The organism is Gillisella terrae (assembly GCF_004801395.1).
Taxonomy (GTDB): Bacteria; Pseudomonadota; Alphaproteobacteria; order Rhizobiales; family Rhizobiaceae; genus Allorhizobium; species Allorhizobium terrae.
Window position 1 is genome coordinate 50,114 of the sequence record NZ_SSOA01000001.1, and the last position, 25,940, is coordinate 76,053.

Below are 25,940 nucleotides of genomic sequence, written 5' to 3' on the forward strand. Positions count from 1 at the left end.
GGCTGTATCGTTGGCCGGCATGTGCTGGCGCATACGATTCTGGTCATCATAGGTAACAATATCAGGATTGTGGCGATAACAAAACGGTTGTGAAGACGCGACACAAGCCATCAGGCATAGGTGATCAACGCGACAATTCCTTCAGGCCAAGGCGGATCAGCTTGGCGCTATCCGCATCTTCCCCACCATTTTTGAGGGCGGCAGCCACAGCATTGGCGGCCTGATCTCGCGAGTAGCCAAGATTGGTGAGCGCAGAGACGGCATCGGAGACCGGTGCAGAAGCCACACCTTCACCAATTTCCTGTTTCAGGCCAATATTGCTGGCAGTATCGCCAGTAAAGGCCGGGGCCTTGTTTTTCAGCTCCGTCACAATACGCACCGCCACTTTCGGCCCAACGCCAGGGGCGCGCGAAATCGACGGCTTGTCTTGCAGCGCAATGGCATTGGCAAGCTCAGACGGGGTGAGGGTGGAGAGCACCCCAAGCGCCACTTTTGCCCCAACCCCTTGCACGCTTTGCAAAAGATTGAACCATTCGCGCTCAAGAGCGGTCATGAAGCCAAACAGTTTGAGCTGATCTTCACGCACATAGGTTTCAATAAACAGCACAACGGCTTCGCCGGGCGAGCCCAGCCGTGACAGCGTGCGGGCTGCGCAAAACACCACATAGCACACGCCATGCACATCAATCAGCACATAGTCGTCACCAATTTCGTCAATCGTGCCTTTGAGTTTGCCAATCATGGAGCGCATCCGGTTGGAGTGATAACGAGAAACAATGGCATGGATTATCCTGCCATGGCTTTGCGCATGCGGTCTGCGCTTCGGTTATGGGCGTGGCAAATGGCAATGGCAAGCGCGTCTGCGGCGTCATTGCCTTTGAACTCGGCCTTGGGCATTAAAATTTTCACCATCATGTGAATTTGCTGCTTTTCGCCATGACCCACGCCGATGACGGATTTTTTCACCGCATTCGGCGCGTATTCAGCCACCAGAAGACCAGCGCGGGCGGGCACCAGCATGGCAATGCCACGCGCCTGACCCAGCTTGAGCGTGGCCACGGCGTCTTTGTTGACGAAGGTTTGTTCAACAGCCGCTTCATGGGGTTGGTGGGTGTGCACCACCTCGGCCAGACCATCGTGCAACTGGCAAAGCCGTGAGGCCAGATCCATATCGCCATCCGACGTCACCGTGCCGGAGGCAATGAAGCGCAGGGAATTGCCCAGCGTTTCTATAATGCCCCAGCCGGTTCGCCTTAGTCCCGGATCTATACCAATAATACGAATTGCTGCTGTCATCGAAAATCCTGTTGCATCGGACTGAAGGGGACGAACCGCCTGTCGGACCTCATGCGATACGCGGCTAAAATAGTCTGATTTGCACCAGAATTGCCAGCAAAATGTGAACAAAACAAAAACATTGCTGTGTGAATTCTTCTCGCAAGACCGCTGGTAATCGCGCCGTGATGACTTACCTAAGGTTCAACGATGTTTATAAATGGAGTAATGGCCATGGCGTCCATCCCTTTTTCGGTTCTGGATCTCTCTCCGATTGGTGAAGGGCAGAGCGTGTCGGATGCATTGGAAGCATCGCGCCGCATGGCTGTGACAGCCGAATCGCTCGGCTATCAACGTTTCTGGCTGGCAGAGCATCACGGCATGCCCGGCATCGCCAGTGCCGCCACCGCTGTGGTGATTGGCCATGTGGGCGCTGCCACCAAAACCATTCGTATCGGTTCTGGTGGCGTCATGCTGCCAAACCATTCGCCCATGGTGATTGCCGAACAGTTTGGCACGCTGGCAGCACTGTTTCCGGGCCGGGTTGATCTTGGCCTTGGGCGTGCGCCGGGAACCGATATGCGCACAGCCCAAGCGCTGCGTCGCAATCTGGATGCGGGTGCCGAGAATTTTCCGCGCGATGTGCAGGAGTTGCAATTGCTGCTTGGTCCGGTGCGCGAAGGGCAGGGCCTGATTGCTGTGCCCGGTGCCAATAGCGATGTCTCGGTCTGGCTGCTGGGGTCCAGTCTCTATAGTGCGCATCTGGCGGCGGCGCTGGGCCTGCCTTATGCCTTTGCCTCGCATTTTGCGCCTGATCAACTGTTTGAGGCCATTTCGATTTATCGGGATCGGTTCCAGCCCTCTGAAACACTGGCGGAACCCTATATGATTGTCGGCGTCATGGCGGCGCTGGCAGACACAGATCAGGAAGCGCAACGGCTGTTCACCTCGGCACAACAGCAGTTTATCAACCTGCGGCGCAATGTGCGCGGGGCGTTTCCAAAACCTGTTGAGACAATGGATGGTCTTTGGAGCGAAATGGAGTGCTTTGGCGTCGAGCACACCTTGCAGCACGCTGTTGTTGGCTCACCCGCCACCGCAAGAGAGAAGGTCGCGCGTTTCTTGAAGGATACCGGCGCGGATGAATTGATTATTTCCACGCCCATTCATGATATTGAGGCCCGCCTGCATTCGCTCAAGCTGTTTGCCGGGCTGAAAGACCCTGTGCGACAAAGCGCGCTTGTTGATGCGTGACGAGACAGCTTTTCGACAAATGATGGCTAACATAATTTTAAATTCTCTGGTTAATACACAAGATTAATGACGAATTAACCATTCGGCTTCATTGTTCTGGCAAGAAAAGAGCCTGCGCGCTCGATGTTGGTGTTTTGGAGCCCTGATGATGAAAAACAGTTTTCGATGGCTGGTCTTGGCTGGTCTGGTCGCAGGCCCTGCGGCCGCGGCCGACCTTTACCAACCTGAGCCTGTGCCGCAATATGCGCCTGAAGTGCGGGTCGCTGAAGTGTCCGGCCTGTATTTGCGTGGCGATATTGGCTATTCTTTCAACAAGTTGCGTGGCGCGAATTATTTTCAAGGCTCAAATGCCTCGCTGGTGGATTTCGACCGCCATGATCTGAAAAACAGCTATTCGCTGGGGGCTGGTGTTGGCTATCAGATCAACAGCCGGCTGCGCACGGATCTGACCTTTGACTATCTGGGCAAGTCCGATTTCCATGGCGCTACCCGAGGCACCTGCGGCGTTGGCAATGGCACACTTGCCTGCACATCCGCCGATCTGACCTCCATGCAGGCCTATACGCTGATGGCCAATGCCTATGTGGATCTCGGCACGTATGCGTCCGTGACGCCTTATGTGGGGGCCGGTATCGGTGGTTCCTACGTAAAGTGGAACGATCTTAAAAACACATCCTGTGCCGACAATGGTGCTGGTTGCGATGCGACGGAAACCCATGATGGTCGGGGAAGCTGGCGCTTTGCCTATCAATTGATGGCAGGTGCCTCGATTGATATCACCTGCGACTGGAAAGCCGATGTCGGCTATCGCTTCCGCCAGACAACAGGTGGCGATATGTTCGGCTATAAGGCCAATGGCGGTCCGGGTCGTGACAAGGGTTTCTACAGCCACGATCTGCATGTTGGCGCGCGCTACCAGTTTGGTGGCTGCCCGCAGCCTGTGGCCTACGAGCCACCACCGCAGCCTTTGGTTTATAAGTAAAATCGAAGCTTTCGATGCACAAATGAAAACCCCGGCATGGGTGAAATGCCGGGGTTTTGCTGTTGGGGGAATGTCTTGATCAAAACTCGCGTTTGATCAGGGCCCGATCCACCGAGAAGGCACCGCCGCCAAAGGCTGCATAAAACAGGGCAGCGCCAGCCCAGAACATGGATGCCAACTCGGCTTTGCTCTGAACCTGTTCGAGAAATACGTGCCCCCCATCGGCCAGACGCATGAGGCCATTCGGCGTAAACAACACCGCACCATTGGCCTTCAGAGCGGCAATGCCCTCAGGTGTCAGGAATGCCTGACCGTAGGGGTGCGTGTAATGAAACCACAAAGTAACCAGCAGCATAATGCCATTGGCCAAGGCTATCGGCCGGGTCAGAAGGCCAACCGCGATCATGAAGCCGCCGATGAACTGCATGACAGCCAGCATGGGAGAAAATAGCCAGCCGGGGTGGAAGCCAAGGCTTTCCACAAAGCCCACCTGCGCCATGGGAGAAAGGAATTTGGGGTAGCCTTCAACCATGAGCATAACGCCAGCGGCAACGCGGAAGGCGGTAAAAGCAAGCGGCTGCGCAAAAGTTTCGTAGAAGTTTTGCATGAAAGGAAGAATGAAGCGGCTCTCAGCGATCTTCTTTTCGCTGGTGTAAGTTGCTTGTAAAGTCATGGGTCACCTTTTATCCCGATTATGGTTTCAATCTAGGTGAATGCCCGGCAGGATTGTTGATTCAAATCAACCATTCAAAATGATTGCTCAAACCTTTTTGCGTAAAAGATGTGATTGGCTCTGCGGCAGAAGTGATACGCTGTCCTTTGTGTGCCATATAGGGTGCTCGGTGCTGTCATCGATTGCATTGGTTATTGTGCTTCGCAATCAATGGTGAATTGATAGGTTGTTGAATTCAGGTAGGTTTGCGTTCATGAAGAGAAATGCGACCCGCCTGCGTGTGCAAAAGGCGTAATCCCTGGCGGGCTGATTTCAAAAATTGTCGTGTCATTGCAATTATGGTGTTGGTTTTATGAAGGCTCTGCTTGCTTTTTGTGTTTGGCCGGGTGTGTTTGTTTTTGGCCTGATCGGCTCCTATTTTGCATTCGCAAGCCCCCATCCGATTTTGGCATTTGTTATCGTCTATTTCATCGCCTTCGGTCTGCTGGCGCTGTTTGAGCGGATACTGCCTTATGAGCAGGTCTGGCTCGCCAATGATGGTGAAACCTTCAATGATGTGGCCCATACATTGCTGACCAAGGGGCTGGTGGAGGCGCTGTCCGGCCTCTCGGCCATTTTCCCCATGCTGGCGGCGCAGATCCTGCGGCCCTTGGCAGGGCTTGAATTTGGCATTTGGCCCAACAGTTGGCCGATGTTTTTTCAAGTGGTTCTGGCTGTTGTGGTGGCAGAGTTCGGCCTTTACTGGGCGCATCGAATTGCCCATGAGCGGCTGTTTTTCTGGCGCTTTCATGCGCTGCATCACAGCGTAACCCGTCTTTGGGTGGTCAACACCGGACGCTTTCATTTCATGGATTCGCTGTTCAAGATCGCCCTCAGTCAAGCGCCGCTTTACCTGCTGGGCGCGCCGGTTGCGGTGTTTTTGTGGGTTGGTGCGGTTACGGCCTTCATTGGCATTTTGACTCACTGCAATGTGGCTGTGCGCACCGGCATTCTGGATTATGTGTTCAGCACGCCGCGTCTGCACCGCTGGCATCATTCCAAGGATTTGCGCGAGGGCAACACCAATTACGGTGAGAATATCGTGATTTTCGATATGATTTTCGGCACGTTTTACAATCCCGACCGGCCGTCCTCCACGGATATTGGTATCAGTGGAACCATTGCAAACGGGTTTGTGTCGCAATTGGCCCAGCCGTTTACCCGCAAAGGGGTTTCGGAAATTCTGGGACGCAAGCCGCGGAGTGACAACTGATTTTTTACGTTGGATAATATCATGCAACCATGATCGGTTCCGAACCTCGTTGGGCTTATACGTAGAGATTGAATTTATGCCGTCGTATCTCAGTTCAAGGTTGATTATAAAAATATAATCGCGCCATTTCTCCAAAAAGTTGCTGCGAGGTATTGCATCTAATTAGTATTTACTTCTTCATCTGTGATGATTTTAATTAGTGTGATCAATGGAGTACTTGCATGAAACACATAGGTGCCACAATTCTCCTTCGAGAAAACTCATCTCGCGGATATGAGGTAAAAAAATTCCTCAATCAAACAATTGAAATTATTGATGAGGATAGCATTTTTTCAATGAGTGTGGATGGTCGTCTTAGTCACGCCGATCGCCCTTGTAGCGTAAAATGGTTTGGCGGAAGTCAAGATTTGTTGAATTTTATAACTGACGTTACAATATTGAGCAAGATGGGCAATGTTATACTAGAAAAATCTATATGCACAATTACACATGCACCACGTAATATTAACGGTGGTGTAGAGTTTGAACTATTTTGATCAGTGTGACGTTTTGATTTTTTTCGTGAATTTGTGCAAGAAATGACAGGGCGTTAAATTTCTCTATTGCGCTGCCAACGGGTTTTCATTATAGACAGCGGCGGGACACCTCTCCCCAACGAGAGGCCATATACCTGGAAGGGTAGTTTGCTATGGTTGATTTGACTGCACCCGCCGCACGTCCGGCGAATTCGCATTTTTCGTCTGGCCCTTGCTCGAAGCGCCCCGGTTGGGCTCTTGAAGCACTCAGCGATGCCCCGCTCGGTCGTTCGCACCGCGCCAAGGTTGGCAAAGATAAGCTGAAGCTGGCCATTGATCTCACAAGAGAAATTCTCAACGTTCCTGCCGATTACCGTATTGGTATCGTTCCCGCATCTGACACCGGCGCTGTTGAAATGGCGCTCTGGTCTTTGCTGGGTGAGCGCGGCGTGGACATGCTGTCCTGGGAAAGTTTTGGCGCTGGCTGGGTGACCGATGTGGTCAAGCAGCTCAAGCTTGCTGATGTGCGCAAGTTCAATGCCGATTACGGCTTGCTGCCAAACCTTGCCGATGTGGATTTCGACCGCGATGTGGTCTTTACCTGGAATGGTACCACGTCCGGTGTTCGCGTTCCCAATGCGGATTTCATTCCCGCAGACCGCAAGGGTCTGACCATCTGCGATGCAACCTCGGCAGCATTCGCGCAAAATATGGACTTTTCCAAGCTCGACGTTGTCACCTTCTCCTGGCAGAAGGTTCTGGGCGGCGAGGGTGGTCACGGCATGTTGATCCTCAGCCCCCGTGCGGTTGCCCGTCTGGAATCTTACGCTCCGGCTTGGCCGCTGCCAAAAATTTTCCGCCTGACCTCTGGCGGTAAACTGATTGAAGGCATCTTCAAGGGTGAAACCATCAACACACCGTCGATGCTCTGCGTTGAAGACTATATTGATGCGCTGAACTGGGCCAAGTCGATTGGTGGTCTGGATGCGCTGATTGCCCGCGCTGACGCAAACGCCAAGGTGATTTTCGATTTCGTCGCTGCCAATGACTGGATTGCCAATCTGGCCAAGGTTGACGAGACACGTTCGAACACTTCCGTGTGCCTGACCATTGCCGATCCTGACGTGCTGGCTCTGCCTGCTGAAGAGCAGGCCGCTTTTGCCAAGGGCATTGCAACATTGCTGGAAAAGCAAGGCGTTGCCTATGACATCGGTGCTTACCGCGATGCGCCGGCTGGCCTGCGCATCTGGGCTGGTGCCACCATCGAGACTGCCGACATGCAGGCTCTGATGCCTTGGTTGACCTGGGCTTATCAGACGCAGAAGGCAGCGCTTGCCAAGGCTGCGGCCTAAAGCTCATTTGGCCTCGCGATGATGCGAGGCCCACTTCCCATTCATGCTCGTTCAAAACGAACTCTTTTAGGAGGCCTCGTCATGGCACCTCGCGTTCTCGTCTCTGATGAATTGTCTGAAACCGCCGTCCAGATTTTCCGCGATCGCGGCGTAGACGTGGATTTCCAGCCGCAACTCGGCAAGGATAAAGACAAACTGGCTGAAATCATCGGCAATTACGATGGTCTGGCCATCCGCTCGGCCACCAAGGCCACGGAAAAGCTGATTGCTGCCGCCACCAATCTGAAAGTGATTGGCCGCGCCGGTATCGGCGTCGACAATGTTGATATTCCAGCCGCTTCGCGCCGTGGTATCATTGTGATGAACACGCCGTTCGGCAACTCCATCACCACGGCTGAACACGCCATTGCGCTTATGTTTGCTGTTGCCCGTCAGCTTCCTGCCGCCGATGCCTCCACACAGGCTGGCAAGTGGGAAAAGTCGAAGTTCATGGGTGTTGAAATCACCGGAAAAGTGCTGGGTGTGATCGGTGCCGGCAACATTGGCGGCATCGTTTGCAAGAAGGCCATTGGCCTTGGTATGCATGTCCTCGCCTATGACCCCTTCCTGTCGAACGAGCGCGCCCAGGAAATGGGTGTGAAGAAGGTTGAGCTCGACGAGCTGCTGGCTCAGGCTGATTTCATCACCCTGCACGTGCCAATGACCGACAAGACCCGCGGCATTCTGGGCAAGGAAAACCTCGCCAAGACCAAGCCCGGCGTTCGCATCATCAACTGCGCCCGTGGTGGTCTGGTGGATGAGGCAGCTCTCGCCGAAGCCATCAAGTCTGGCCATGTGGCCGGTGCCGGTTTCGACGTGTTTGAGGTTGAGCCTGCCAAGGAAAGCCCGCTGTTTGGCCTGCCAAACGTGGTTTGCACCCCGCATCTGGGCGCATCCACCACCGAAGCGCAGGAAAATGTGGCCCTTCAGGTTGCCGAGCAGATGTCGGATTATCTGGTCAAGGGTGCCGTTTCCAACGCCATCAACATGCCATCGATCACGGCGGAAGAAGCACCAATCCTGAAGCCATTCATCAAGCTGGCTGACGTGTTGGGTGCCTTTGTTGGTCAGGTCACGGAAGGTCCGATCAAGCAGATCGAAATTCTCTATGATGGCCAGACAGCGACCATGAACACCAAGGCGCTCAGCTCGGCTCTGCTGGCTGGCCTGATCCGCTCGCAGGTATCGGACGTCAACATGGTTTCGGCTCCGATCATGATCAAGGAAAAGGGCATTGTCCTTTCCGAGGTCAAGCGCGACAAGACCGGCGTTTATGATGGTTACATCAAGCTGACCGTAACGACTGAGAAGCAGACCCGCTCAATTGCAGGCACCGTGTTCTCGGATGGCAAGCCACGCTTCATCCAGATCAAGGGCATCAACATGGATGCCGATGTGGGTCCGCACATGATCTACATCTCCAACACCGACGTTCCTGGCATGATCGGCTTCATGGGCACCACGCTCGGCAACGCTGGCGTCAACATCGCCAACTTCCAGCTCGGTCGTGAAAAGGAATCGGGTGACGCGATTGCGCTGCTTTATGTCGATGGTCCGGTGGAGCAAGCCGTGCTGGATCAGCTCACCGCCAATCCTGCCATCAAGCAGGCCAAGCTTTTGACCTTTGCGGTTGAATAAGACCTGTTTCACCCGATGGTGACACTCAAACCCGGCGAGCGAAAGCTCCGCCGGGTTTTTGTTTGATGGCAAGGCTTCCAAACTCTCTGCCGTCATGCTCGGCTTTGTGCCGAGCATCTGCCAAGGCTGAATGTCATAATGGACGAGGGTGGCTCGGGCTCCGGCGGCAGACCCTTGAGACAGGCCCGAGGGTGACGACATGTTGAGAGCGTGATTTTTTGCCTCCTTCACAGTTTGATAACTGTCAAATTGACGCATGGCGGCATGTCGCATTGTTTCTTGGCGGTCGCGCGCTAGGTTATGCTAATATGTCTTTTCTGCGGCGCGATTTTGCTACAGGACAGGACGTGTAATGCTCCCTTTGGGCGGAGGAGACGCTGCCATGTTTGACAATTTTGATGCTGTGTTACTGGCGAGGGCGCAATTTGCCTTCACCGTTTCATTTCACATCATTTTCCCAGCATTTTCCATTGGTTTGGCCAGCTATCTGGCCGTACTGAACGGTCTGTACCTGTGGACGAAGAAAGAAGTCTATTACGAGCTGTTCAACTTCTGGAAGACAATCTTTGCTGTGGCGTTCGGCATGGGCGTGGTGTCGGGCATTGTCATGGCCTATCAGTTTGGCACCAACTGGAGCGTCTTTTCCGATAAAGCCGGACCGGTGATCGGCCCACTGATGGGCTATGAAGTCATGACGGCCTTTTTCCTTGAAGCGGGCTTTTTGGGCGTCATGCTGTTTGGTCGCAAGCGTGTTGGCCCATTGCTGCATTTCTTTGCCACCTTCATGGTCGCTGTCGGCACGCTGATTTCCGCCACATGGATTTTGGCTGTGAACTCATGGATGCAGACGCCTGCGGGCTTCGGTATGAATGACAAGGGCCAGTTCATTCCGCTGGATTGGTGGGCGGTGGTGTTCAATCCCTCTTTCCCCTATCGTCTGGTGCATATGGTGCTGGCCGCTTACCTCACCACCGCTCTGGTGGTGGGCGGCGTGGGTGCATGGCATCTGCTGCGCAAGACGGCTCCGCGCCGGGCGGGCAAAATGTTCTCCATGGCGATGGGCATGGTGGCTGTTGTGGCTCCCATCCAGATTTTTGCAGGCGATGCCCACGGGCTCAACACGCTGGAACACCAGCCGGTGAAAATCATGGCCATGGAAGGCCATTTTGACAGCCACCCCGACGGCGCGCCGCTGATCCTGTTTGGTATTCCTGATCAGCAAAACCAGCGGGTTGACTATGCGGTGCAGATTCCCAAGCTCTCCAGCCTGATCTTGAAACATGATTTGAATGCCCCGCTGGCCGGGCTGGATACGGTGCCGCGTGAGTTGCAGCCGCCGGTGGCTGTGGTGTTCTGGTCGTTCCGCATCATGGTCGCCCTTGGGTTTGCCATGCTGGGGCTGGGGCTGTTTAGCCTGTGGACCCGCTATAGGGGCACGCTGACCACCAATGTCTGGCTGCATCGGTGTGCTGTTGCCATGGGGCCTGCAGGCTTTGTGGCGGTGCTGGCCGGTTGGGTGACCACAGAGGTCGGCCGTCAGCCCTATACGGTCTATGGTCATCTGCTCACAGCGCAGTCGCATTCGGCCATTGAAGCGCCTGCGGTGGCAACCTCGCTGATCCTGTTCATCATCGTCTATTTCTTCGTGTTTGGCTCCGGCACCTTTTATCTGCTGAGGCTGATGGCCCGCCTGCCGCGCGACCCAACACCGGAAATTGGCGACGCGCCGATCCGCACTGCGGGGATTGTGCCGGGTACCGCAACCCATAGTGTTGATGGAGGTCATCATGGTCATTGATTATGCATTCATCTGGGCTGCCATCATTGCCTTTGCGATTTTAGCCTATGTGATTATGGACGGCTTTGATCTCGGCGTTGGTATTCTGTTTCCTGCTTTCAAGGATAAGCATGACCGCGACCAGATGATGAACTCGGTTGCTCCCGTGTGGGATGGCAACGAGACATGGCTGGTGCTTGGCGGCGGCGGGTTGCTGGCGGTGTTTCCGCTGGCCTATGCCACTATTCTCCCGGCGCTGTATATGCCCATCACCCTGATGCTGATCGGGCTGATTTTCCGCGGCGTTGCCTTTGAATATCGCTGGCGTACGCAGCGCTGGCGGGGTGTGTGGGATGTGGCCTTTGCCGGTGGCTCGGTGCTGGCGGCGCTGATGCAGGGCATTGCGCTTGGCGCTTTGGTGCAGGGCATTCCGGTGGTCAATCGGGCCTATGCCGGCGGCTGGTGGGATTGGTTGACGCCCTTTTCCATCGGCACGGGCGTGGCGCTGGTGATTGGCTATGGGCTTTTGGGGGCCACATGGCTGGTGTTTAAAACGGTGGGGCCTTTGCGCCTTCGCGCCCAGCAATTTGCCATGTCGGCAGCCGTTTTAACCGTGATGGCCATGGGGGTTTTCAGCCTGTGGACGCCCTGGTTGAAGCCGCATTATCTGGGTCGCTGGTTCGGCTTTCCCACCTTGATTTTCAGCGTGATCGTGCCGGTTCTGGTGCTGGTTTGCCTCTATCTGATCTTCAAGGGCCTGCGCGATAATCAGGACTGGTTGCCCTTTGTGGCCTCGCTTGCCCTCTTTACGCTGGGTTTTGCTGGCATTGGTATCAGCTTCTATCCCTATATGGTGCCAACAGCCTTGACGATCTGGGATGCGGCAGCGCCGGATAGCAGCCTGAAATTTCTACTTGTGGGCGCAGTTGTTCTTGTGCCGATCATTTTGTTGTACACGGGCTATGCCTACTGGGTATTCAGAGGCAAGATTAATCCGGAAGAGGGCTATCATTGATGACAGAGCAGCGGAGTTTGGCGCAAAAACTGGTTTGGTTTGCGATTTTCTGGTTGGTGGGTGTGGGCATTGTTGGTGCCATTGCAGCATCAATCCGGCTGGTTTTGATGACACATTGAACGGCACATCAAAATAATTTGATGGATGCTCTAAAAATTCGCCATGAGCATAGCCATATGGGAAACGGAGGCCAATTTCGGGCCGGGATGAACACAGAGGGTGGTATGCAGAGAGCTTTAAAAGCGTTGGGCATTGTGATGATCGGCTTGGCGGTGACAGTGACATCGGCCGATTTCGCCGAGGCACGCAAAGCCGGAGGCTTCAGCAGCTTTGGCAGTCGGGGCAGCAAAACCTATAGCGCGCCTGCAACCACCAACACCGCCCCCACAACGGCGGCTCCCATTCAGCGCAGCATGACACCCAATACAGCCCAACCCGGTGCCATGGGTCAGGCTGCGCAGGCGGCACCCAAGCGCGGCCTGTTTGGCGGCATGGCCGGTGGTCTCATGGGCGGCCTGTTGATGGGTGGTCTGTTTGGCATGTTGCTTGGTGGCGGTTTTGGCGGCATGGCTGGCATGTTCGGCATGCTGTTCCAGATCCTGCTTATTGGCGGCGCGATCATGTTGGCCATGCGTTTCTTTGGCCGCAATCGCACAGCGCAGGCCTATTCCGGGTCTGACAATCGCACCGCCCATTCCGGTGATGGGCCGCAGACAAATGCCAGCCAGGGCTTTGGCGGTTTCGCAATCCCCAAGATTGGCGGTTCTGCACAGCCAGCAGCCGTCTCTGGAAGCGACGAGGTTGGCATCACCCAGAAAGATCTGGAAACCTTTGAGGAACTGCTCAAAGAGATGCAGCAGGCCTATTCCGCTGAGGACTATTCGGCCCTTCGCCGCATTACCACACCGGAAGCCATGTCCTATCTGGCGGAAGAGCTGGGCGAAAATGCCACCAAGGGCGTCAAGAACGACGTTCGCGATGTAAAACTCTTGCAGGGTGATCTGTCGGAGGCATGGCGTGAAGGCAATGTGGATTATGCGACCGTTGCCATGCGCTATGAAGCCATCGATGTGATGCGCGACCGCACCACCGGCAAGGTGGTTGATGGTGATCCGGACCACGCGGGTGAATCGGTTGAAGTCTGGACCTTCATTCGCAGACCCGCAACCGGCTGGAGCATTTCGGCCATTCAGTCGGCTTGATCTGCGTAAGTTATTGCCGATAAAGATGAAAACCTCCGGTCTTTGGCCGGAGGTTTTTTCGTTTTTAAAGGCTCAACAGAAATTTCGCCGCATCTTCATCGGTGATCAGCGCGTTGATATGGCCGCCAATCACAGCGGCGCGAATGGCGGCATGTTTGCGTTTGCCGCGCGCCATGCCAATCACGGTGGAGGTTTGGCGGGAGGGAATGTCCATACTGGCGACGCGCTGATTAACCGGGTCATCCAGCAATTGGCCCTTTTCATCAAAAATCCAGCCGCAGATTTCGCCAGTGGCACCACGATCAAGCAGCGCCTGCATTTCTGTCTGTTTCAAAAAACCGTCTTGAAGCAGCGGTGCGTTCAGCGTCATTTCACCAATACCAACGAAAGTCACGTTGGATTGCTGCCCCAATGCAATGGTTGGGGCCACCAGTGGTTGGCGGCGCAAAAGATCGCGCTCTTCTTTTGATGAAACAATGACCGGCAAGGGCATGGGAAAATGCGGTGCCTTCACCGCATCGGCCATGGAAAAGATAACATTGAAATAGGCGGCCGAACCATCGGGGCTGATATTGCCGGTCAGCGACACGATTTTATGCTGTGGGCATTCCATGGCAGACAATTGATCAATCATGGCGCGCAGGGTGCGCCCCGTTCCCATGGCAATGATCAATGGATCGGGCTGTTTCAGCCAGCGTTCCAGCTCGGCGGCTCCAGCCTCGGCAATGCCGGTGGTGGTGGTGTCCGAGCCGGGGTCGGTGGGCACCACCTCAACCTGCTTGAGGCCGAATTTTTTCTGCACGGCGTCGGCCAGTTCCAGACAGACGGCAATCGGGTGATCGAGCCGCACTTTGACCAGCTTTTCGGCAATCGCCAGCGACACAAGCCTTTGAGCACTCTGCCGGGAGATGTTCATGGCAGCCGCGATTTCATCCTGTGTGCGGCCAGCCACGTAATAGAGCCAGCCCGCCCGGGCGGCATCATCCAGTCTTGCGTTTGAGCTTGCTTTTCGTGCCATCATCATCTTCTCCCGGTCATGAGGTAGACCCGAAGTTTCCTCTCTGTCAATTGGGTCATAGGTTTGTCAGGCTCTTGAGTTTTGCCACCTTCGCCCGCTATGCATGACGCAACACATATGCAGTGGGAGATGAACATGGCACAATCGACACCTCAGCTCGACGAAAGCTGGAAAGCGGTGGTGGGTGGTGAGTTTGACCAACCCTATATGCAAAGCCTGAAAGCATTTCTGCTGGACCAAAAACAGGCTGGAAAGCATATCTTCCCCAAGGGTTCTCAGTATTTCCGGGCGCTGGATCTGACCCCTATCGATCAGGTGCGGGTGGTGATTTTGGGGCAAGACCCTTACCACGGGGCAGGGCAGGCCCATGGTCTGTGCTTTTCTGTCCAGCCCGGCGTGCGTATTCCGCCATCATTGGTCAATATCTACAAGGAAATGGAAAGCGATCTCGGCATCCCGCGCGCCAACCACGGTTTTCTGGAGCATTGGGCGCGTCAGGGCGTGTTGCTGCTCAACAGCGTGCTGACCGTGGAAGAAGGCCGCGCCGGGGCGCATCAGGGAAAAGGCTGGGAGCGCTTTACCGACCGCATTATTCACGCTGTGGCTGAAGAGCGCGAGCATGTGGTGTTTATCCTCTGGGGTGCTTATGCGCAGAAAAAGGCGGCTTTTGTCGATCAAAGCCGCCATCTTGTGTTAAAATCGGTGCATCCGTCGCCGCTTTCCGCTCACAATGGCTTCTTTGGCTCCAAGCCATTTTCCAAGACCAATGCTTATTTGCAAAGCCATGGGCTGGAGCCAATTGATTGGCAATTGCCGATCACGCCGGATGCAGGTTAGCGCTTGCAGTGTCCCGGCCTTTGCCGATAGTCTCCTCTGAAACAAACCTTCGGAGGGACTATGAGCAATCACTTGAAATTCTTCATTGACGGCGAATGGGTTGATCCGGCAGTTCCTGCCACGCTGGAGGTCATCGACCCTTCCACCGAAGAGGCTTACACCCGCATCTCTCTCGGCTCCAAGGCCGATGTGGATAAGGCGGTTGCTGCTGCCAAACGGGCTTTTTCGACCTTTTCGCAATGGTCGGTGGAAGAGCGCCTGGCACTGCTGAAGCGCATGTTGGAGGAATATAACAAGCGTTTTGACGATATTGCCAAGGCCGTGAGCTTTGAAATGGGCGCGCCCATGTCTTTTGCGCTGGAGGCGCAGGCCTGGGCGGGCCGCGCCCATATGGAAGCCACCATTGCCGGTCTGGAAGGGTTCAAATTTTCTGAAAAGCGTGGTGCGACCACGGTGGTCAAAGAGCCGATTGGTGTTTGCGCGCTGATCACGCCCTGGAATTGGCCGCTGAACCAGATTGTCTGCAAGGTGGCCCCTGCCATTGCTGCGGGCTGCACCGTGGTGCTCAAACCCTCGGAAATTGCCCCAATCAGCGGCATTATCTTCTCTGAAGTCATGGAAGCCGCGGGCGTGCCCAAGGGCGTCTACAACATGGTCAACGGCAATGGCCCGGATGTGGGGCAGGTCATGGCGGGCCATCCCGATGTCGATATGGTGTCGTTTACCGGCTCCACCCGCGCAGGCATTATCGTCGCCAAGACGGCGGCCGATACCGTCAAGCGTGTGGCGCAGGAATTGGGCGGAAAATCGGCCAACATTATCCTGCCCGATGCGGATTTCGAGGAGGCCATCCGCAAGGGGGTGCAGGGCTGCTTTGGCAATTCCGGCCAGTCTTGCGATGCGCCAACCCGCATGTTGGTGCCTGCCGATCGCCATGACGAAGCGTTGACTTACGCCAAATCGGAAGCCGAGACATTTGTGGTCGGTGATCCCCGTGCAGAGGATACCGTGCTGGGTCCGGTGGTCAGTCAGGTGCAGTTTGACAAGATCCAGCGCCTGATTGAGGCCGGGATCAAGGAGGGTGCAACCTTGGTGACCGGCGGTCTCGGCCGTCCCGAACATCTGAACCGTGGCTATTATGTGCGCCCCACCATTTTTGGCAATGTGCGCAATGACATGACCATTGCCCGTGAAGAAATCTTTGGTCCTGTGCTGTCGATTTTGCCCTACAAGGACGAGGATGAAGCGGTCGAGATTGCCAATGATACAGTCTATGGTCTGGCGGCTTATGTGCAGTCAGTCAATATTGACCATGCCCGTGATGTGGCCAAGAAAATGCGGGCCGGTTCGGTGTTTCTGAACTATCCCGAGTGGGATACATTTGCGCCCTTTGGTGGTTACAAGCAATCCGGTAATGGCCGCGAATATGCCGATTGGGCCATTCATGATTTTCTTGAAATCAAGGGCATTGTTGGCTGGGGAGACTGAAACGCATGAAGCAGGTCTTCAATCCGCCGTCGGTGCGAAAGCCCTTTGGTCAATATAACCACGGCCTGCTTGTGCCACCGGGGGCCAGCCTGCTGGTGACCTCCGGCCAGCTCGGAATCGGCGCGGATGATGTGATTCCGCCCGATGTTGAAGGGCAGGCAGCCCTTTGCTTTCAAGCCATCGGTGCCATTCTGGAAGAAGCGGGCATGAGCTTTGCCGACGTAATCCGCATCGCGGGCTTTGTCACCAGACGGGAGGATTTCGCACCCTATATGGCCGTGCGCGACCGCTTTACGCTGGAGCCAAAGCCGGTTTCCACACTCATTGTTGTCGGTGGTTTTACCCGCCCGGAATTTCTGGTTGAGGTGGAGGTCACAGCGGCGAAATGTGTTTGACCTGTCGTTCTTGAAAATGGTGTTCTACTCCCGAAAATAGTAGATAGAGAGAGAAAATCTCCCCGCGACAAATCTGCAATTATCTCTATTTTCCCCTCTTTACGGCGCCGTGCGCCATATGTGGCGCACAAAGGACGCTGTAACACTTTTAATCTGCTGCATAATTTTCTCCTTAAATCGATTCCGATTTAAGGAATTATGCAGTAAATCATTTGGGCCTGAGGGGAAATCTCATGAGAATCGTTCTTGCTGCCGCCATTCTGGCGGCCTTTTTGCCATCTGTGTCTTTCGCCGATACTTTGCTGTTTCCCAGCGAAGAACCGATTGCGCAGATCACCATTCCTGCCGATTGGGAGCCAAAAGAAACCGAAAGCGGCATTGATGCCACCTCGGCTGATGCGGCAATCTATCTTGCCGTTGATGTTGCCAATGCAAAAACCAGTGACAAGGTGATTGATGACGCGATTGCGTTTTTGAAAAAGAACGGCGTTAAAATCGACGGCTCGACGCAGAAACAGTCGGATGAAGTCATCAACGGCATGGACATGACGAATTTTGACTGGACCGGCACCGATGAAGAAGGCCCGGTCAATGTCAGCCTGTCGGTTGTTTCGCCAAAGCCCGGCAAGCTGCTGGTGATCACCTATTGGGGATCAAAGGGCAAACAGGAAAAGCATTTTGGCGAGCTTCAGGAAATTATCGGCTCCTTGAAACCTTCCAAATAAGCTTTCTTGTCAAAACCGCTCCATCTCGCGCCGCACCTTGTTCATAAAGGCGGCGCGGGTTTCTTCCGTGCAATTGTTCATGTCGTAATGGGCCATGAATTTCACCGGTGCGCCGATTTTTATCTGAGCGCGGATCACCCGTTTGATGGTCTTTTTGGGCGGGTTGCCGGCCAGAAAAGCCCGCATGGGCGTGGCACCATAGGTGAGCACCGCTGCCAACTTGCGAATATGCCGAAGCGTTGGTGTTAGCTTGCCGTCTTCAAGCGCAAAGCTGACACCGGGCAGCCAGACCCGATCAAAATAGCCTTTCAACATTGCCGGAAAGCCGAAATTCCACACCGGGGTGACAATCACCAAGCCTTCAGCCGCGTTGAGCCGCTCAACATAGGATGAGACCGCCCGGGTGTTTTCAGGATAATCATGATAGATCTGCCGGTCATGGGCGGAAAGTATGGGGTCAAACCCCTCGTCGTAGAGATTACAGCCATCCACCTCATGGCCCGCTTTGGTCAGGCTTTCAACCGTGAGGTGATAGAGTGCCCTTCCATAGCTCTCTGCAACAGGATGAGAGTGAAGAACGAGAACGCGCATGGCAATGCTCCAATTCTTTGCCTGCACGTGTCGCAGGCTCAAAGTGAAAACGTCCGCGCCGTTTGTCCTAATGGGTCATGATCCGCCGCCTCAGTCGGATCACAACACACCATGTTTGTAACATGAACAAGAAAACCCTGTCAGGAGTACCTTCGGAATGAATGTCGTCTGGCGGTAAAATCAGCCCTCCGCGAAAGCTTGCAGGCCGGGGAAAAGGTAGTTCTTGCCCGCCTTGAAGTCAAAATCGGGGTTCTCCCAGGCAATCATCTTGCCGGGGTTGAGCAGGCCCTTGGGGTCGGTTTCCTTCTTGAAAGCCAGCTGGATTTCATCCGTCTGCTTCATGCCGCCTTCTTCCAGCGTGTAGCGATGCGGGTTGAAGATCGGGCAGCCGTTTTCCTCATGGATGCGGATGATCTCTTCCAGCCGCTCTTTGCTGGTGTAGCGCACCAGTGGCAGGCCAGAGCATTGGATTCGTCCATCAAAACGCAGGAATTCCAGATGGCCGACCACTTCGTCGCCAAAAATTTCGGTCATCTTTGCCACTTTGGCGACATGATCCGGCCCCGGATATTGCACCTGCAAATAGGTAATTGAGGGGTCAACCTTCAGTGCGCGCAAGGTTGTGTGGTTCCATGCCAGCTCATAGGCGTGGGGAATGCCCTTCATGCTTTCCACAGTGTCGGAGCGAAAACGCACATCGCCCTTCATTTTTTCTGCATAGGCCAGCGTCGGCAGCAGCGAATGGGGAGCAACCATCAGCACCACAACCGATTGACCATCTTTCAGCCAGGGCTTGTGGCGGGTGAAATAGCTAAAAGGAATAGGTGCTGCAATCGGGGCCACTTCTTTCAGCAGAATGCCGTTGCGATGGCAAAGGCTGTCGGCAAAGCGCACAGCGTCCATGTAATCATCATAACCGATAATCACATCCACCCAGTCGTAAGCCGGAGCCAGCGGCATTTCCACTTCGGTGATAATGCCATTGGTGCCATAGGCATGGCTGACCTTTTGCAAATCCCAAGCCGAAAGTTCCAGCACGCGCGGCTCGGCCTCCATGGTCACCACGCGCAGCCGCAAAATATTGCCCAGATCGCGCAGGCCTCCCCAGGTGATCGAGCCAACACCGCCTGAGCCACCGGCGATAAAGCCGCCAATGGTGGCGGTTTGGGCGGTTGAGGGGTGAAAGCGCAGCTCTTGCCCGGAATGGGCCTTGGTCTGCTTGTCCAGCTCCGCAATGACGATACCGGGCTCACAAATCACTCGACCGGGGTGTATCTCTTTGACCTTGTTCATGTTGATCAGGTTGAGCACAATGCCACCCGACAGCGGCATGGCCTGACCATAATTGCCGGTGCCTGCACCGCGCGGTGTGACCGGCACACCGTGGGCGTAGGCCACCTTTAATGTGCGGATCACCTCTTCTTCCGATGTCGGCGAGACAATCAGATCGGCAGTGACGTGATCCAGTTCGTCTTTCAAAATCGGCGAATACCAATAGAAATCGCGGCTTTTTTGCTTCACCAGCGCCGGATGGTCTTCCACGGCAATGCCGTCCAGCTCCTGTTTGATCTTTGCATAATCCGGCATGGTTCAGCCTTCCATAAGTTCATCTAGGGCACGATAATCGGGCAGGTGGGCATCAATGGCCTTGCCAGCTCTCATCACGATGCGGTTGCTTTGCGGGCGCGAGAGAAACTCGCTCCAGCGGCGGGCAGAGAACAACACCAGATCGGCTTTGCCGCCCGCTTTGATGCGGCCATGGTCCGCGCGGCCCAAAATGTCGGCAGGGGTGCGGGTGACAACGCGGGCGGTGGTGTCGAGCGGGTGGTCGAGATGGATGATCCGAACCGCCTCGCGCAGCACTTCCACGGGGTCGAGGTCGCCATAGGCGTAGAAAGGATCGCGGGTGTTGTCGGAGGCGACAGCCGTTTGCACGCCAGCGGCGGTGAGTTCATGAAACAGTGTTACGCCGCGCTGACGCGGGGTGCGGCCCGCATATCGATCCTGCAAATACATATTGCACATTGGCAGGGAAACCACGGCCAGTCCCGCTTTGGCCACCAGATCGATGGTGGCTTTGGCCACATCGTCGTTCTGCTGGGTCAGCGAGCAGCAATGGCCGACCACAACCGAGCCTTCAAAGCCATTGCGCAGCTTGGCCTCGGCCACCGCTTTCAGCGCCAGCACCGATGCATCCTGGGTTTCATCGACATGCAGGTCTATATCGAGGCCATGCTTGCTTGCTGCCTGAAACAGCAGATCCAGCCGTGCATCCAGATCGGGCACCATTTGCGTCACACCGCCGAGAATACCGTTGTGGGATTTGACCACATCAATCAGATCGGTGAAGAAGGCTGTATTGGTGATCTCTTCAAACGGAAAAAGCGCTGCCGCTTGCAGATCAATTTTGCCTTTCCAGGCGGCGCGCACCTGCGAGAAAACCTCATAGGAAATGCGGTGCTGGGGTGCCAAACTATCCAGATGGGTGCGGATCAGGCTGGTGCCATGGGCATAGGCGCATTGGAGCGAAAACTCCATTCGCGCCCAAACGTCATCTGCTGACCAATTGGCCTCGCGGTCTTCTTTGACAGCGCTCAGCGCACCCATGAAATCGCCGGTAACATTGGGTTTGCGCGGCCAGATATGGCCTTTGTCGAGATGGGTGTGCATATCGACAAAGGTGGGAAAGATCATGCCCTGATCCATATCGGCAAAGGCCATGTCAGGGGCAGTGCCGGGTGGCAGAATGGCCTCGATGTTGCCGTCTGCAATGATCAGGTCGGCGGCCACCAGCCCTTCACGGTTGGGGGCTGAGAAACCATCCACGGCAACGGCGGGCATCGTTGCATTTTTCAGCGCGAAACGATCCGTATCCGGTAGGCTTACAAAAGCTCTGGTCATCAATTTTCTCGCTTGATGCTGCTCTCGTGCCAGCGATGCAGCGCCAGCCAGGAGATGAAGGATGTCATGGCAAAAATCATAACGCCGAGGCATGACAGGAGAATAAGGGCGGCGAACAGCCTCGGAATATTCAGCCGGTATTGTGCTTCCAGCAGGCGAAAAGCGAGGCCGGAGCCAGCGCCGGCAGAGCCCGCCGCAAACTCGGCCACCACTGCGGCAATCAAGGCCAAGCCACCACCGATACGAAGGCCGGTCATGAAGTAGGGCAGGGATGCGGGCAATTTTAGATAGATCAGCGTTTGCCAGCGCGATGCGCCGTAAAGATCAAACAGGTTGAGCAGGTTATGATCGACGCTTTTCAAGCCCTGCACCATATTCGACAGGATGGGGAAAAACGCCACCAGAAAGGCGCAGATCAGCAAAGCAACCTGCGTGGTCGGCGCATAAATCAGGATCAGCGGTGAGATGGCGACAATTGGTGTGACCTGCAAAATCACCGCAATCGGATAGAAGGCCAGCTCGATCCACTTTCCCTGCACCAGAAAAATGGCCATGCCAACCCCGCCAATCAGTGCCAAAGCCAATGAGATCAGGGTGATCTTGGTGGTGACCCACAGGGCGGGGCCAAGGGTTGGCCAATCATTGTACAGCGCATTGGCCACAGCCAGCGGACTTGGCAAAATATATTGGGGCACGCCTGAAACCACGACGCCGATGTGCCAGACCAGAACCAGCACCACCACGACCGCGATGGGAACGATGATTTGCAGGGCCGTTTCGAATGCACGATTGCGGTTGGCCATCAATGATCCTCCCCGCCCATGGCGCTAAGGAGCGCGTTGGATGTTTTTTCGCAGGCCTGACGATATTCCTCCGAGGTGCGATAATGGGCATCCCGATTGAGGCTGGTTTCAAGCGGAAAATCCGCTGCCACCCGTCCGGGCCGCGCCTGCATCACCACAATGCGGTTGGAGAGATAGGCGGCCTCAAACACCGAGTGGGTGACAAAAATTACGGTGATGCCTTTATCCTGCCATAGCGCCAGCACGTCATCATTCAGCTTTTGCCGGGTGATTTCATCGAGTGCTGCAAAGGGTTCATCCATCAGCAGCAGTTTTGGTCGGGTGACCAAAGCTCTCGCAATGGACACCCGCATTTTCATGCCGCCAGACAGTTCGCGCGGATAGGCACCGGCAAAATCCTTGAGGCCCACCGTCTCCAGCGCTTCCATGATCTGCGGCTTTGCCTCTGATTTTGACACGCCGCGCAGCCGCAATGGCAGATAGACATTGCCAAGCACCGTCTGCCAGGGCAGCAGGGTGGGTTCCTGAAAGACAAAGCTGATGTCACCATCGGGCAGGCCCTTGGCATTGATGCGTGAGCTGGGCCAGTCAATGGTGCCGCTGGTGGTATCGCCAAGGCCGGCAATGATGCGCAGCGCCGTGGATTTGCCACAGCCGGAGGGGCCAAGCAGGCTGACAAATTCGCCCGGCTCGACGGTGAGCGACATGTTGGACAGCGCCACGGTGCCGGAGGAGAATGTTTTGGACACGCCGGATAGCGTGACAAGCGGACGCTTTTTACTCTCGCTCGAAATGGGCAATGGTGTGTCAGTCACGATCATGCAATGCCTGTTGTTGATGGTCTTTGCTGCTTATGCGAACGTTGTCTGAAAACGGTATAGGGATTGAAAACCCCTCCCCAACCCTCCCCACAAGGGGGAGGGAGTCTGTTGGTATTCCGCGTTAACCTTAGCATTCCACCAAAAGGCATCTTGTGCCAGGCCGGTGGCGACCCCACTCAACCTGCTCCCTCCCCCTTGTGGGGAGGGTTGGGGAGGGGTGTTAACCTCACTTCTTGAGCTTCAACCCAACGCCCTTGCACACAAATTTGGTGGTGAAGGCCTTTTGATAATCCAGCTTGGCATCCACCACGCCAATCGAGACCATTTCATCGAAGAATTTTTTGTAATGGTCATCGGTCATGCAGCCGATGCCCTTTTCAAGGGTCGGGCCGGAATCGACGATGCCATATTCTTTCATCTTCTCAATCGAGAAGGCGATTTGTGCATCGGTCATTTCCGGATTGTCTTTTTTGATCAAATCATTGGCGGCTTTGTTGTCACCGTAGAGATAGTTATACCAGCCCTCCGCAGAGGCATCGACAAAGCGTTGCACCACATCCGGCTTTGCATCAATCATTGCCTGAGTGGTGGTGATCATGGTGGAATAGGGGCTGTAGCCATTGTCAGCCAGCAAAAACAGCTTGGGCTTGAAACCACCCTGCTTTTCGACTTCAAAAGGCTCAGAGGTGATATAGCCCTGCTGGGCCGATTTTTTATTGGCGATGAACGGAGCGGGATTGAAGGTGTAGGGCTTATATTGCTCGTCTTTAAAGCCGGGGTAATTCTTCTTCATCCACTCGAAATAGGTCAGGTAGCCATCCTTGCCCATATAGATGGTGTCGAGCTTGGCGAGATCGGCAAACTTCTCCACGCCCTGATCGGGATGGGCCATCAACACCTGCGGGTCTTTTTGGAAAATAGCAGCGACATCCACCAGCGGAATGCCCTGCTTGACGGCATCCATTTCCGCCTGCGGGCTGCCCATGTAAAAATCCACCTTGCCAGCAATCAACAAAGCCTGATTGGCGGCATTGGGGCCGCCCTGCACGATTTTCACATCGAGCCCATATTTTTTATAGGTGCCATCGGCCACGGCCTGATAAAATCCACCATGCTCGGCCTGCGCCAACCAATTGGTGCCGTAGCTGACCTTATCCAAAGCGAGGGCCGGGCAGGCTGCGCCCAGCGCCAGAGCGGCTGCGGCAAGATAATGTGCAAATCTGTTCGTCATGCTGATCTTTCCCCTCACGCCCCTTGGGGGCCACGCTCGTTGACGCATTTTTCACATTTGAGCGCTTGCTTTGCGCTTTGAAAAGCATCAAATTTCGTTCGCATTGATGCCTTTAAAGCAGCGCTTGCATCTTTTGATCTATTGCTGTTCAGCCTGATTAAAAAATAGACTGGTGATCACCCATGTTGCATTCCAGAAAGCTGTATTACATTGATGAGATTGCCAGATGTGGCTCGATCCGCAAGGCAGCAAATCGTCTTAACGTTGCATCCTCGGCGGTGAATCGCCAAATTCTGGCGCTGGAGGAAGAGCTGGGCGCACCGATTTTCGAGCGCCTGCCGCGCGGCTTGCGCCTGACGGCGGCGGGTGAGCTGTGCGTGGAGCATATTCGGGAGGTTTTGAAAGGCTATGAGCGCTTGGAAGCGCGCATACGTAGCCTGAAAACCCCGCAGGCGGGCAGGGTCTCTCTGGTCACAACGGTGGGGCTGGCAGCCGGTCCTTTGCCCGATATCATTGCGCGCTTTTTGGAAGCACACCCTCGCATCAAGGTGCATGTGCGCAATGACAGTGGCACAACGACACTCAATCCGGTGCTGACGGGCGAGGTGGATATCGGCCTTGGCTTTAACATTGTTGCCACGCCGGGTATTCGCACCCTGGCCAATTTTGATATTCCGGTGGGGGCGGTGATGCCGCCGGGGCATCATCTGGCGCAGGCGGTGGGGCCGGTGGATCTGGTCGACGTGGTGCAGGAAAAACTGGTGCTGGCCGAGCCGGGCACCAGCCTGCGCAATGTCATCAATCTGGCGCTGGCGCCGCTGCCCTTGCCGATTGAGCCTTTGCTGGAAACCAATGCCTCGGAGCTTCTGAAGCAATTGGTTAAATGCGGCTCTGCTTTGACCTTGCTGAACCCGCTGGATGTTGTGGCCGAATGCCGCCGGGGCGAGCTGGTGTTTCGGCCCTTGAGCGAGCCGCATGTGCGCCACCAACCGATGAAACTGTTTGCCCGCGCGCGTGCCCCTTTGGATGCCGCCACCAGCCTGTTTGTGGAATATTTGATGCAGGAGATTGTGGCGCTGGTGGAGGATTTGCAAGGGAAAGGCTTTTTGCCCTTAACCCGCATCAACCCCGACCGTGTTCAGGATGGCGAGTAAAGCTCTGACAGCGGATAATCGCGCACATCCCGCAGCAATTGCACAAAGCTCGCAACCTGATGCTGGCAGATCGCCGCACCCTTTTCAGCCGTACCCTTGGAGGCATCACCCACCACGCCATGGGGGTTCAGGTCATGAGCAATCCATGCCAGCGTATGGGGTGGCGTTGGCCCCAGAAATTCAGAGCGCTCGCGCATCCATTCGGCCTTGGAGATAAAATTCTCGGCATTATTCATCCGCACCAGATCAGGCCTAAAATGCAACATCAGCGAGGTTTCAACTTCGCCGCCATGAATGCCATATTTGGCCTCGTGCTCGGAAATCATGCCATCCGGATGGCCAAACCGCGCCCATTGGGTGGCCACCACCATCATCTGAAAGCGCACACGCAACTCGCGCGCCACAATATTCATCACATCCAGATTGCCACCGTGGGAATTGACAATCACCAGCTTGCGAAGCCCCGCCTCAGCCACCTTACCACCAATGGCGGTCCAGGCCGGAATGAGAATCTCAGCCCCCAGGGAGAGCGTGCCGGGACCATAAATATGCTCATTGGCCTTGCCAATTTCCTGCGTAGGCAGCACCAGAAAATCCAGATCATCGGGGCGCTGTACTTTCAGCTCATTCAACATGCCGTTGGCAATGGCAACATCGGTGGCAATCGGCAGGTGCGGGCCGTGCTGCTCGGTGGAGGCAATTGGCAGAATGGCAATGGTTTTATCGGCGGACAGGTGTTTGAAGTCGTGGGTGTTCAACTCGTTCCAGTAAAAAGGTCTTGCCATCACTCTGTTCCCTGATCTGTGTTGCGGCAACCGTAGAGCCGCAACCATCCTCGGAAAAGCATCAATTTGTGTGCGCAGTGCTGCCAAAAAGGCGACGGCTTCACGGGCTGGCACCGTTAAGCTTAATTTTTGGTAAGCGGATACTGCCCGTCTGTGCTGTTGAGAAACGCATGTAACCGGCGTAGAACAAAATCTACTGCATAATTCCTTAAATCGG

At 55.2% G+C, this 25,940-nt stretch carries 26 protein-coding genes; 15 read left to right on the top strand and 11 right to left on the bottom strand.

Features of this window, described 5'->3' with window-relative positions:
• Positions 1-124: 124 nt before the first annotated feature.
• Together ruvA and ruvC are read right to left on the bottom strand one after the other, a co-directional pair.
• The gene (gene ruvA, locus E6C51_RS00260; protein WP_190234638.1) at positions 125-742 is read right to left on the bottom strand and encodes a Holliday junction branch migration protein RuvA; all 618 of its coding nucleotides are present in this window, start codon (positions 740-742) and stop codon (positions 125-127) included.
• 44 nt (positions 743-786) lie between these two features.
• Positions 787-1,296: a crossover junction endodeoxyribonuclease RuvC gene (ruvC, locus tag E6C51_RS00265; protein ID WP_075639630.1), complete on the bottom strand. Its 510-nt coding sequence runs from the start codon at positions 1,294-1,296 to the stop codon at positions 787-789.
• Between the two features lie 213 nt (positions 1,297-1,509).
• On the opposite strand from ruvC, the gene E6C51_RS00270 reads away from it, so the two are divergent.
• Together E6C51_RS00270 and E6C51_RS00275 are read left to right on the top strand one after the other, a co-directional pair.
• Positions 1,510-2,529: an LLM class flavin-dependent oxidoreductase gene (locus E6C51_RS00270; protein WP_190234639.1), complete on the top strand. Its 1,020-nt coding sequence runs from the start codon at positions 1,510-1,512 to the stop codon at positions 2,527-2,529.
• Positions 2,530-2,677: 148 nt separating this feature from the next.
• Positions 2,678-3,511, top strand: coding sequence for an outer membrane protein (locus tag E6C51_RS00275; RefSeq protein WP_190235058.1), 834 nt, complete (start codon positions 2,678-2,680; stop codon positions 3,509-3,511).
• Between the two features lie 79 nt (positions 3,512-3,590).
• Here the strand turns inward: E6C51_RS00275 and E6C51_RS00280 are convergent, their stop codons facing one another.
• Positions 3,591-4,184, bottom strand: coding sequence for a DoxX family protein (locus E6C51_RS00280; RefSeq protein WP_190234640.1), 594 nt, complete (start codon positions 4,182-4,184; stop codon positions 3,591-3,593).
• A gap of 352 nt (positions 4,185-4,536) precedes the next feature.
• Between E6C51_RS00280 and E6C51_RS00285 the strand changes: the two genes are divergently transcribed.
• From E6C51_RS00285 to E6C51_RS00320, 8 genes are all read left to right on the top strand, one after another.
• Positions 4,537-5,436: a sterol desaturase family protein gene (locus E6C51_RS00285; protein WP_190234641.1), complete on the top strand. Its 900-nt coding sequence runs from the start codon at positions 4,537-4,539 to the stop codon at positions 5,434-5,436.
• A gap of 221 nt (positions 5,437-5,657) precedes the next feature.
• Entirely contained in the window at positions 5,658-5,972 is a 315-nt protein-coding gene (locus tag E6C51_RS00290; RefSeq protein WP_190234642.1) for a hypothetical protein, read from the top strand.
• Between the two features lie 152 nt (positions 5,973-6,124).
• Positions 6,125-7,303: a phosphoserine transaminase gene (locus E6C51_RS00295; RefSeq protein ID WP_190234643.1), complete on the top strand. Its 1,179-nt coding sequence runs from the start codon at positions 6,125-6,127 to the stop codon at positions 7,301-7,303.
• A gap of 81 nt (positions 7,304-7,384) precedes the next feature.
• Positions 7,385-8,980 carry a phosphoglycerate dehydrogenase gene (gene serA / locus E6C51_RS00300; protein ID WP_190234644.1) on the top strand — a complete coding sequence of 532 codons (1,596 nt, stop codon included), beginning with the start codon at positions 7,385-7,387 and terminating at the stop codon, positions 8,978-8,980.
• A 382-nt stretch (positions 8,981-9,362) separates the two neighbouring features.
• On the top strand, positions 9,363-10,778 hold the full coding sequence (locus E6C51_RS00305) for a cytochrome ubiquinol oxidase subunit I (RefSeq protein ID WP_190234645.1): 1,416 nt from the start codon (positions 9,363-9,365) through the stop codon (positions 10,776-10,778).
• Positions 10,768-11,772 (top strand): cytochrome d ubiquinol oxidase subunit II, encoded by a 1,005-nt coding sequence (gene cydB, locus E6C51_RS00310; RefSeq protein ID WP_146932898.1) that lies wholly within the window; start codon positions 10,768-10,770, stop codon positions 11,770-11,772. The genes E6C51_RS00305 and cydB overlap by 11 nt, the downstream gene beginning before the upstream one ends.
• On the top strand, positions 11,772-11,891 hold the full coding sequence (locus E6C51_RS00315; RefSeq protein WP_146932900.1) for a DUF2474 domain-containing protein: 120 nt from the start codon (positions 11,772-11,774) through the stop codon (positions 11,889-11,891). The genes cydB and E6C51_RS00315 overlap by 1 nt, the downstream gene beginning before the upstream one ends.
• A gap of 105 nt (positions 11,892-11,996) precedes the next feature.
• Positions 11,997-12,974: a Tim44 domain-containing protein gene (locus E6C51_RS00320; RefSeq protein ID WP_190234646.1), complete on the top strand. Its 978-nt coding sequence runs from the start codon at positions 11,997-11,999 to the stop codon at positions 12,972-12,974.
• A gap of 64 nt (positions 12,975-13,038) precedes the next feature.
• On the opposite strand, the gene E6C51_RS00325 is transcribed toward E6C51_RS00320, so the two are convergent.
• Entirely contained in the window at positions 13,039-13,992 is a 954-nt protein-coding gene (locus E6C51_RS00325; protein ID WP_146933816.1) for a sugar-binding transcriptional regulator, read from the bottom strand.
• A gap of 135 nt (positions 13,993-14,127) precedes the next feature.
• Here E6C51_RS00325 and ung point away from each other — a divergent pair, with 135 nt between their 5' ends.
• The 4 genes from ung (at position 14,128) to E6C51_RS00345 (ending at position 17,437) form a co-directional block, all read left to right on the top strand.
• On the top strand, positions 14,128-14,829 hold the full coding sequence (ung, locus tag E6C51_RS00330; RefSeq protein ID WP_190234647.1) for a uracil-DNA glycosylase: 702 nt from the start codon (positions 14,128-14,130) through the stop codon (positions 14,827-14,829).
• A gap of 60 nt (positions 14,830-14,889) precedes the next feature.
• On the top strand, positions 14,890-16,317 hold the full coding sequence (locus E6C51_RS00335; RefSeq protein WP_190234648.1) for an aldehyde dehydrogenase family protein: 1,428 nt from the start codon (positions 14,890-14,892) through the stop codon (positions 16,315-16,317).
• A 5-nt stretch (positions 16,318-16,322) separates the two neighbouring features.
• A complete protein-coding gene (locus E6C51_RS00340) occupies positions 16,323-16,712 on the top strand; it encodes a RidA family protein (protein WP_190234649.1) in 390 nt (129 codons plus the stop codon).
• A gap of 233 nt (positions 16,713-16,945) precedes the next feature.
• On the top strand, positions 16,946-17,437 hold the full coding sequence (locus tag E6C51_RS00345) for a histidine kinase (protein ID WP_146932910.1): 492 nt from the start codon (positions 16,946-16,948) through the stop codon (positions 17,435-17,437).
• Positions 17,438-17,446: 9 nt separating this feature from the next.
• Here E6C51_RS00345 and E6C51_RS00350 read toward each other — a convergent pair whose 3' ends face one another.
• From E6C51_RS00350 to E6C51_RS00375, 6 genes are all read right to left on the bottom strand, one after another.
• Positions 17,447-18,028, bottom strand: a complete 582-nt coding sequence (locus E6C51_RS00350) for an NAD(P)H-dependent oxidoreductase (protein ID WP_190234650.1) — start codon at positions 18,026-18,028, stop codon at positions 17,447-17,449.
• Positions 18,029-18,208: 180 nt separating this feature from the next.
• Positions 18,209-19,615 (bottom strand): FAD-binding oxidoreductase, encoded by a 1,407-nt coding sequence (locus E6C51_RS00355; RefSeq protein WP_190234651.1) that lies wholly within the window; start codon positions 19,613-19,615, stop codon positions 18,209-18,211.
• Positions 19,616-19,618: 3 nt separating this feature from the next.
• Positions 19,619-20,929 carry a cytosine deaminase gene (locus E6C51_RS00360; protein WP_190234652.1) on the bottom strand — a complete coding sequence of 437 codons (1,311 nt, stop codon included), beginning with the start codon at positions 20,927-20,929 and terminating at the stop codon, positions 19,619-19,621.
• Complete coding sequence (locus E6C51_RS00365; RefSeq protein WP_190234653.1) at positions 20,929-21,732, bottom strand: ABC transporter permease; 804 nt, start codon at positions 21,730-21,732, stop codon at positions 20,929-20,931. Before E6C51_RS00365 ends, E6C51_RS00360 begins: the two co-directional genes overlap by 1 nt.
• On the bottom strand, positions 21,732-22,547 hold the full coding sequence (locus E6C51_RS00370; RefSeq protein ID WP_407920757.1) for an ABC transporter ATP-binding protein: 816 nt from the start codon (positions 22,545-22,547) through the stop codon (positions 21,732-21,734). Before E6C51_RS00370 ends, E6C51_RS00365 begins: the two co-directional genes overlap by 1 nt.
• 232 nt (positions 22,548-22,779) lie before the next feature.
• A complete protein-coding gene (locus tag E6C51_RS00375; protein ID WP_190234655.1) occupies positions 22,780-23,784 on the bottom strand; it encodes an ABC transporter substrate-binding protein in 1,005 nt (334 codons plus the stop codon).
• A gap of 182 nt (positions 23,785-23,966) precedes the next feature.
• On the opposite strand from E6C51_RS00375, the gene E6C51_RS00380 reads away from it, so the two are divergent.
• Complete coding sequence (locus E6C51_RS00380; protein WP_146932925.1) at positions 23,967-24,938, top strand: LysR family transcriptional regulator; 972 nt, start codon at positions 23,967-23,969, stop codon at positions 24,936-24,938.
• Here the strand turns inward: E6C51_RS00380 and E6C51_RS00385 are convergent.
• Positions 24,923-25,723 carry a creatininase family protein gene (locus tag E6C51_RS00385; RefSeq protein WP_190234656.1) on the bottom strand — a complete coding sequence of 267 codons (801 nt, stop codon included), beginning with the start codon at positions 25,721-25,723 and terminating at the stop codon, positions 24,923-24,925. The genes E6C51_RS00380 and E6C51_RS00385 overlap by 16 nt on opposite strands.
• Positions 25,724-25,940: the final 217 nt, after the last annotated feature.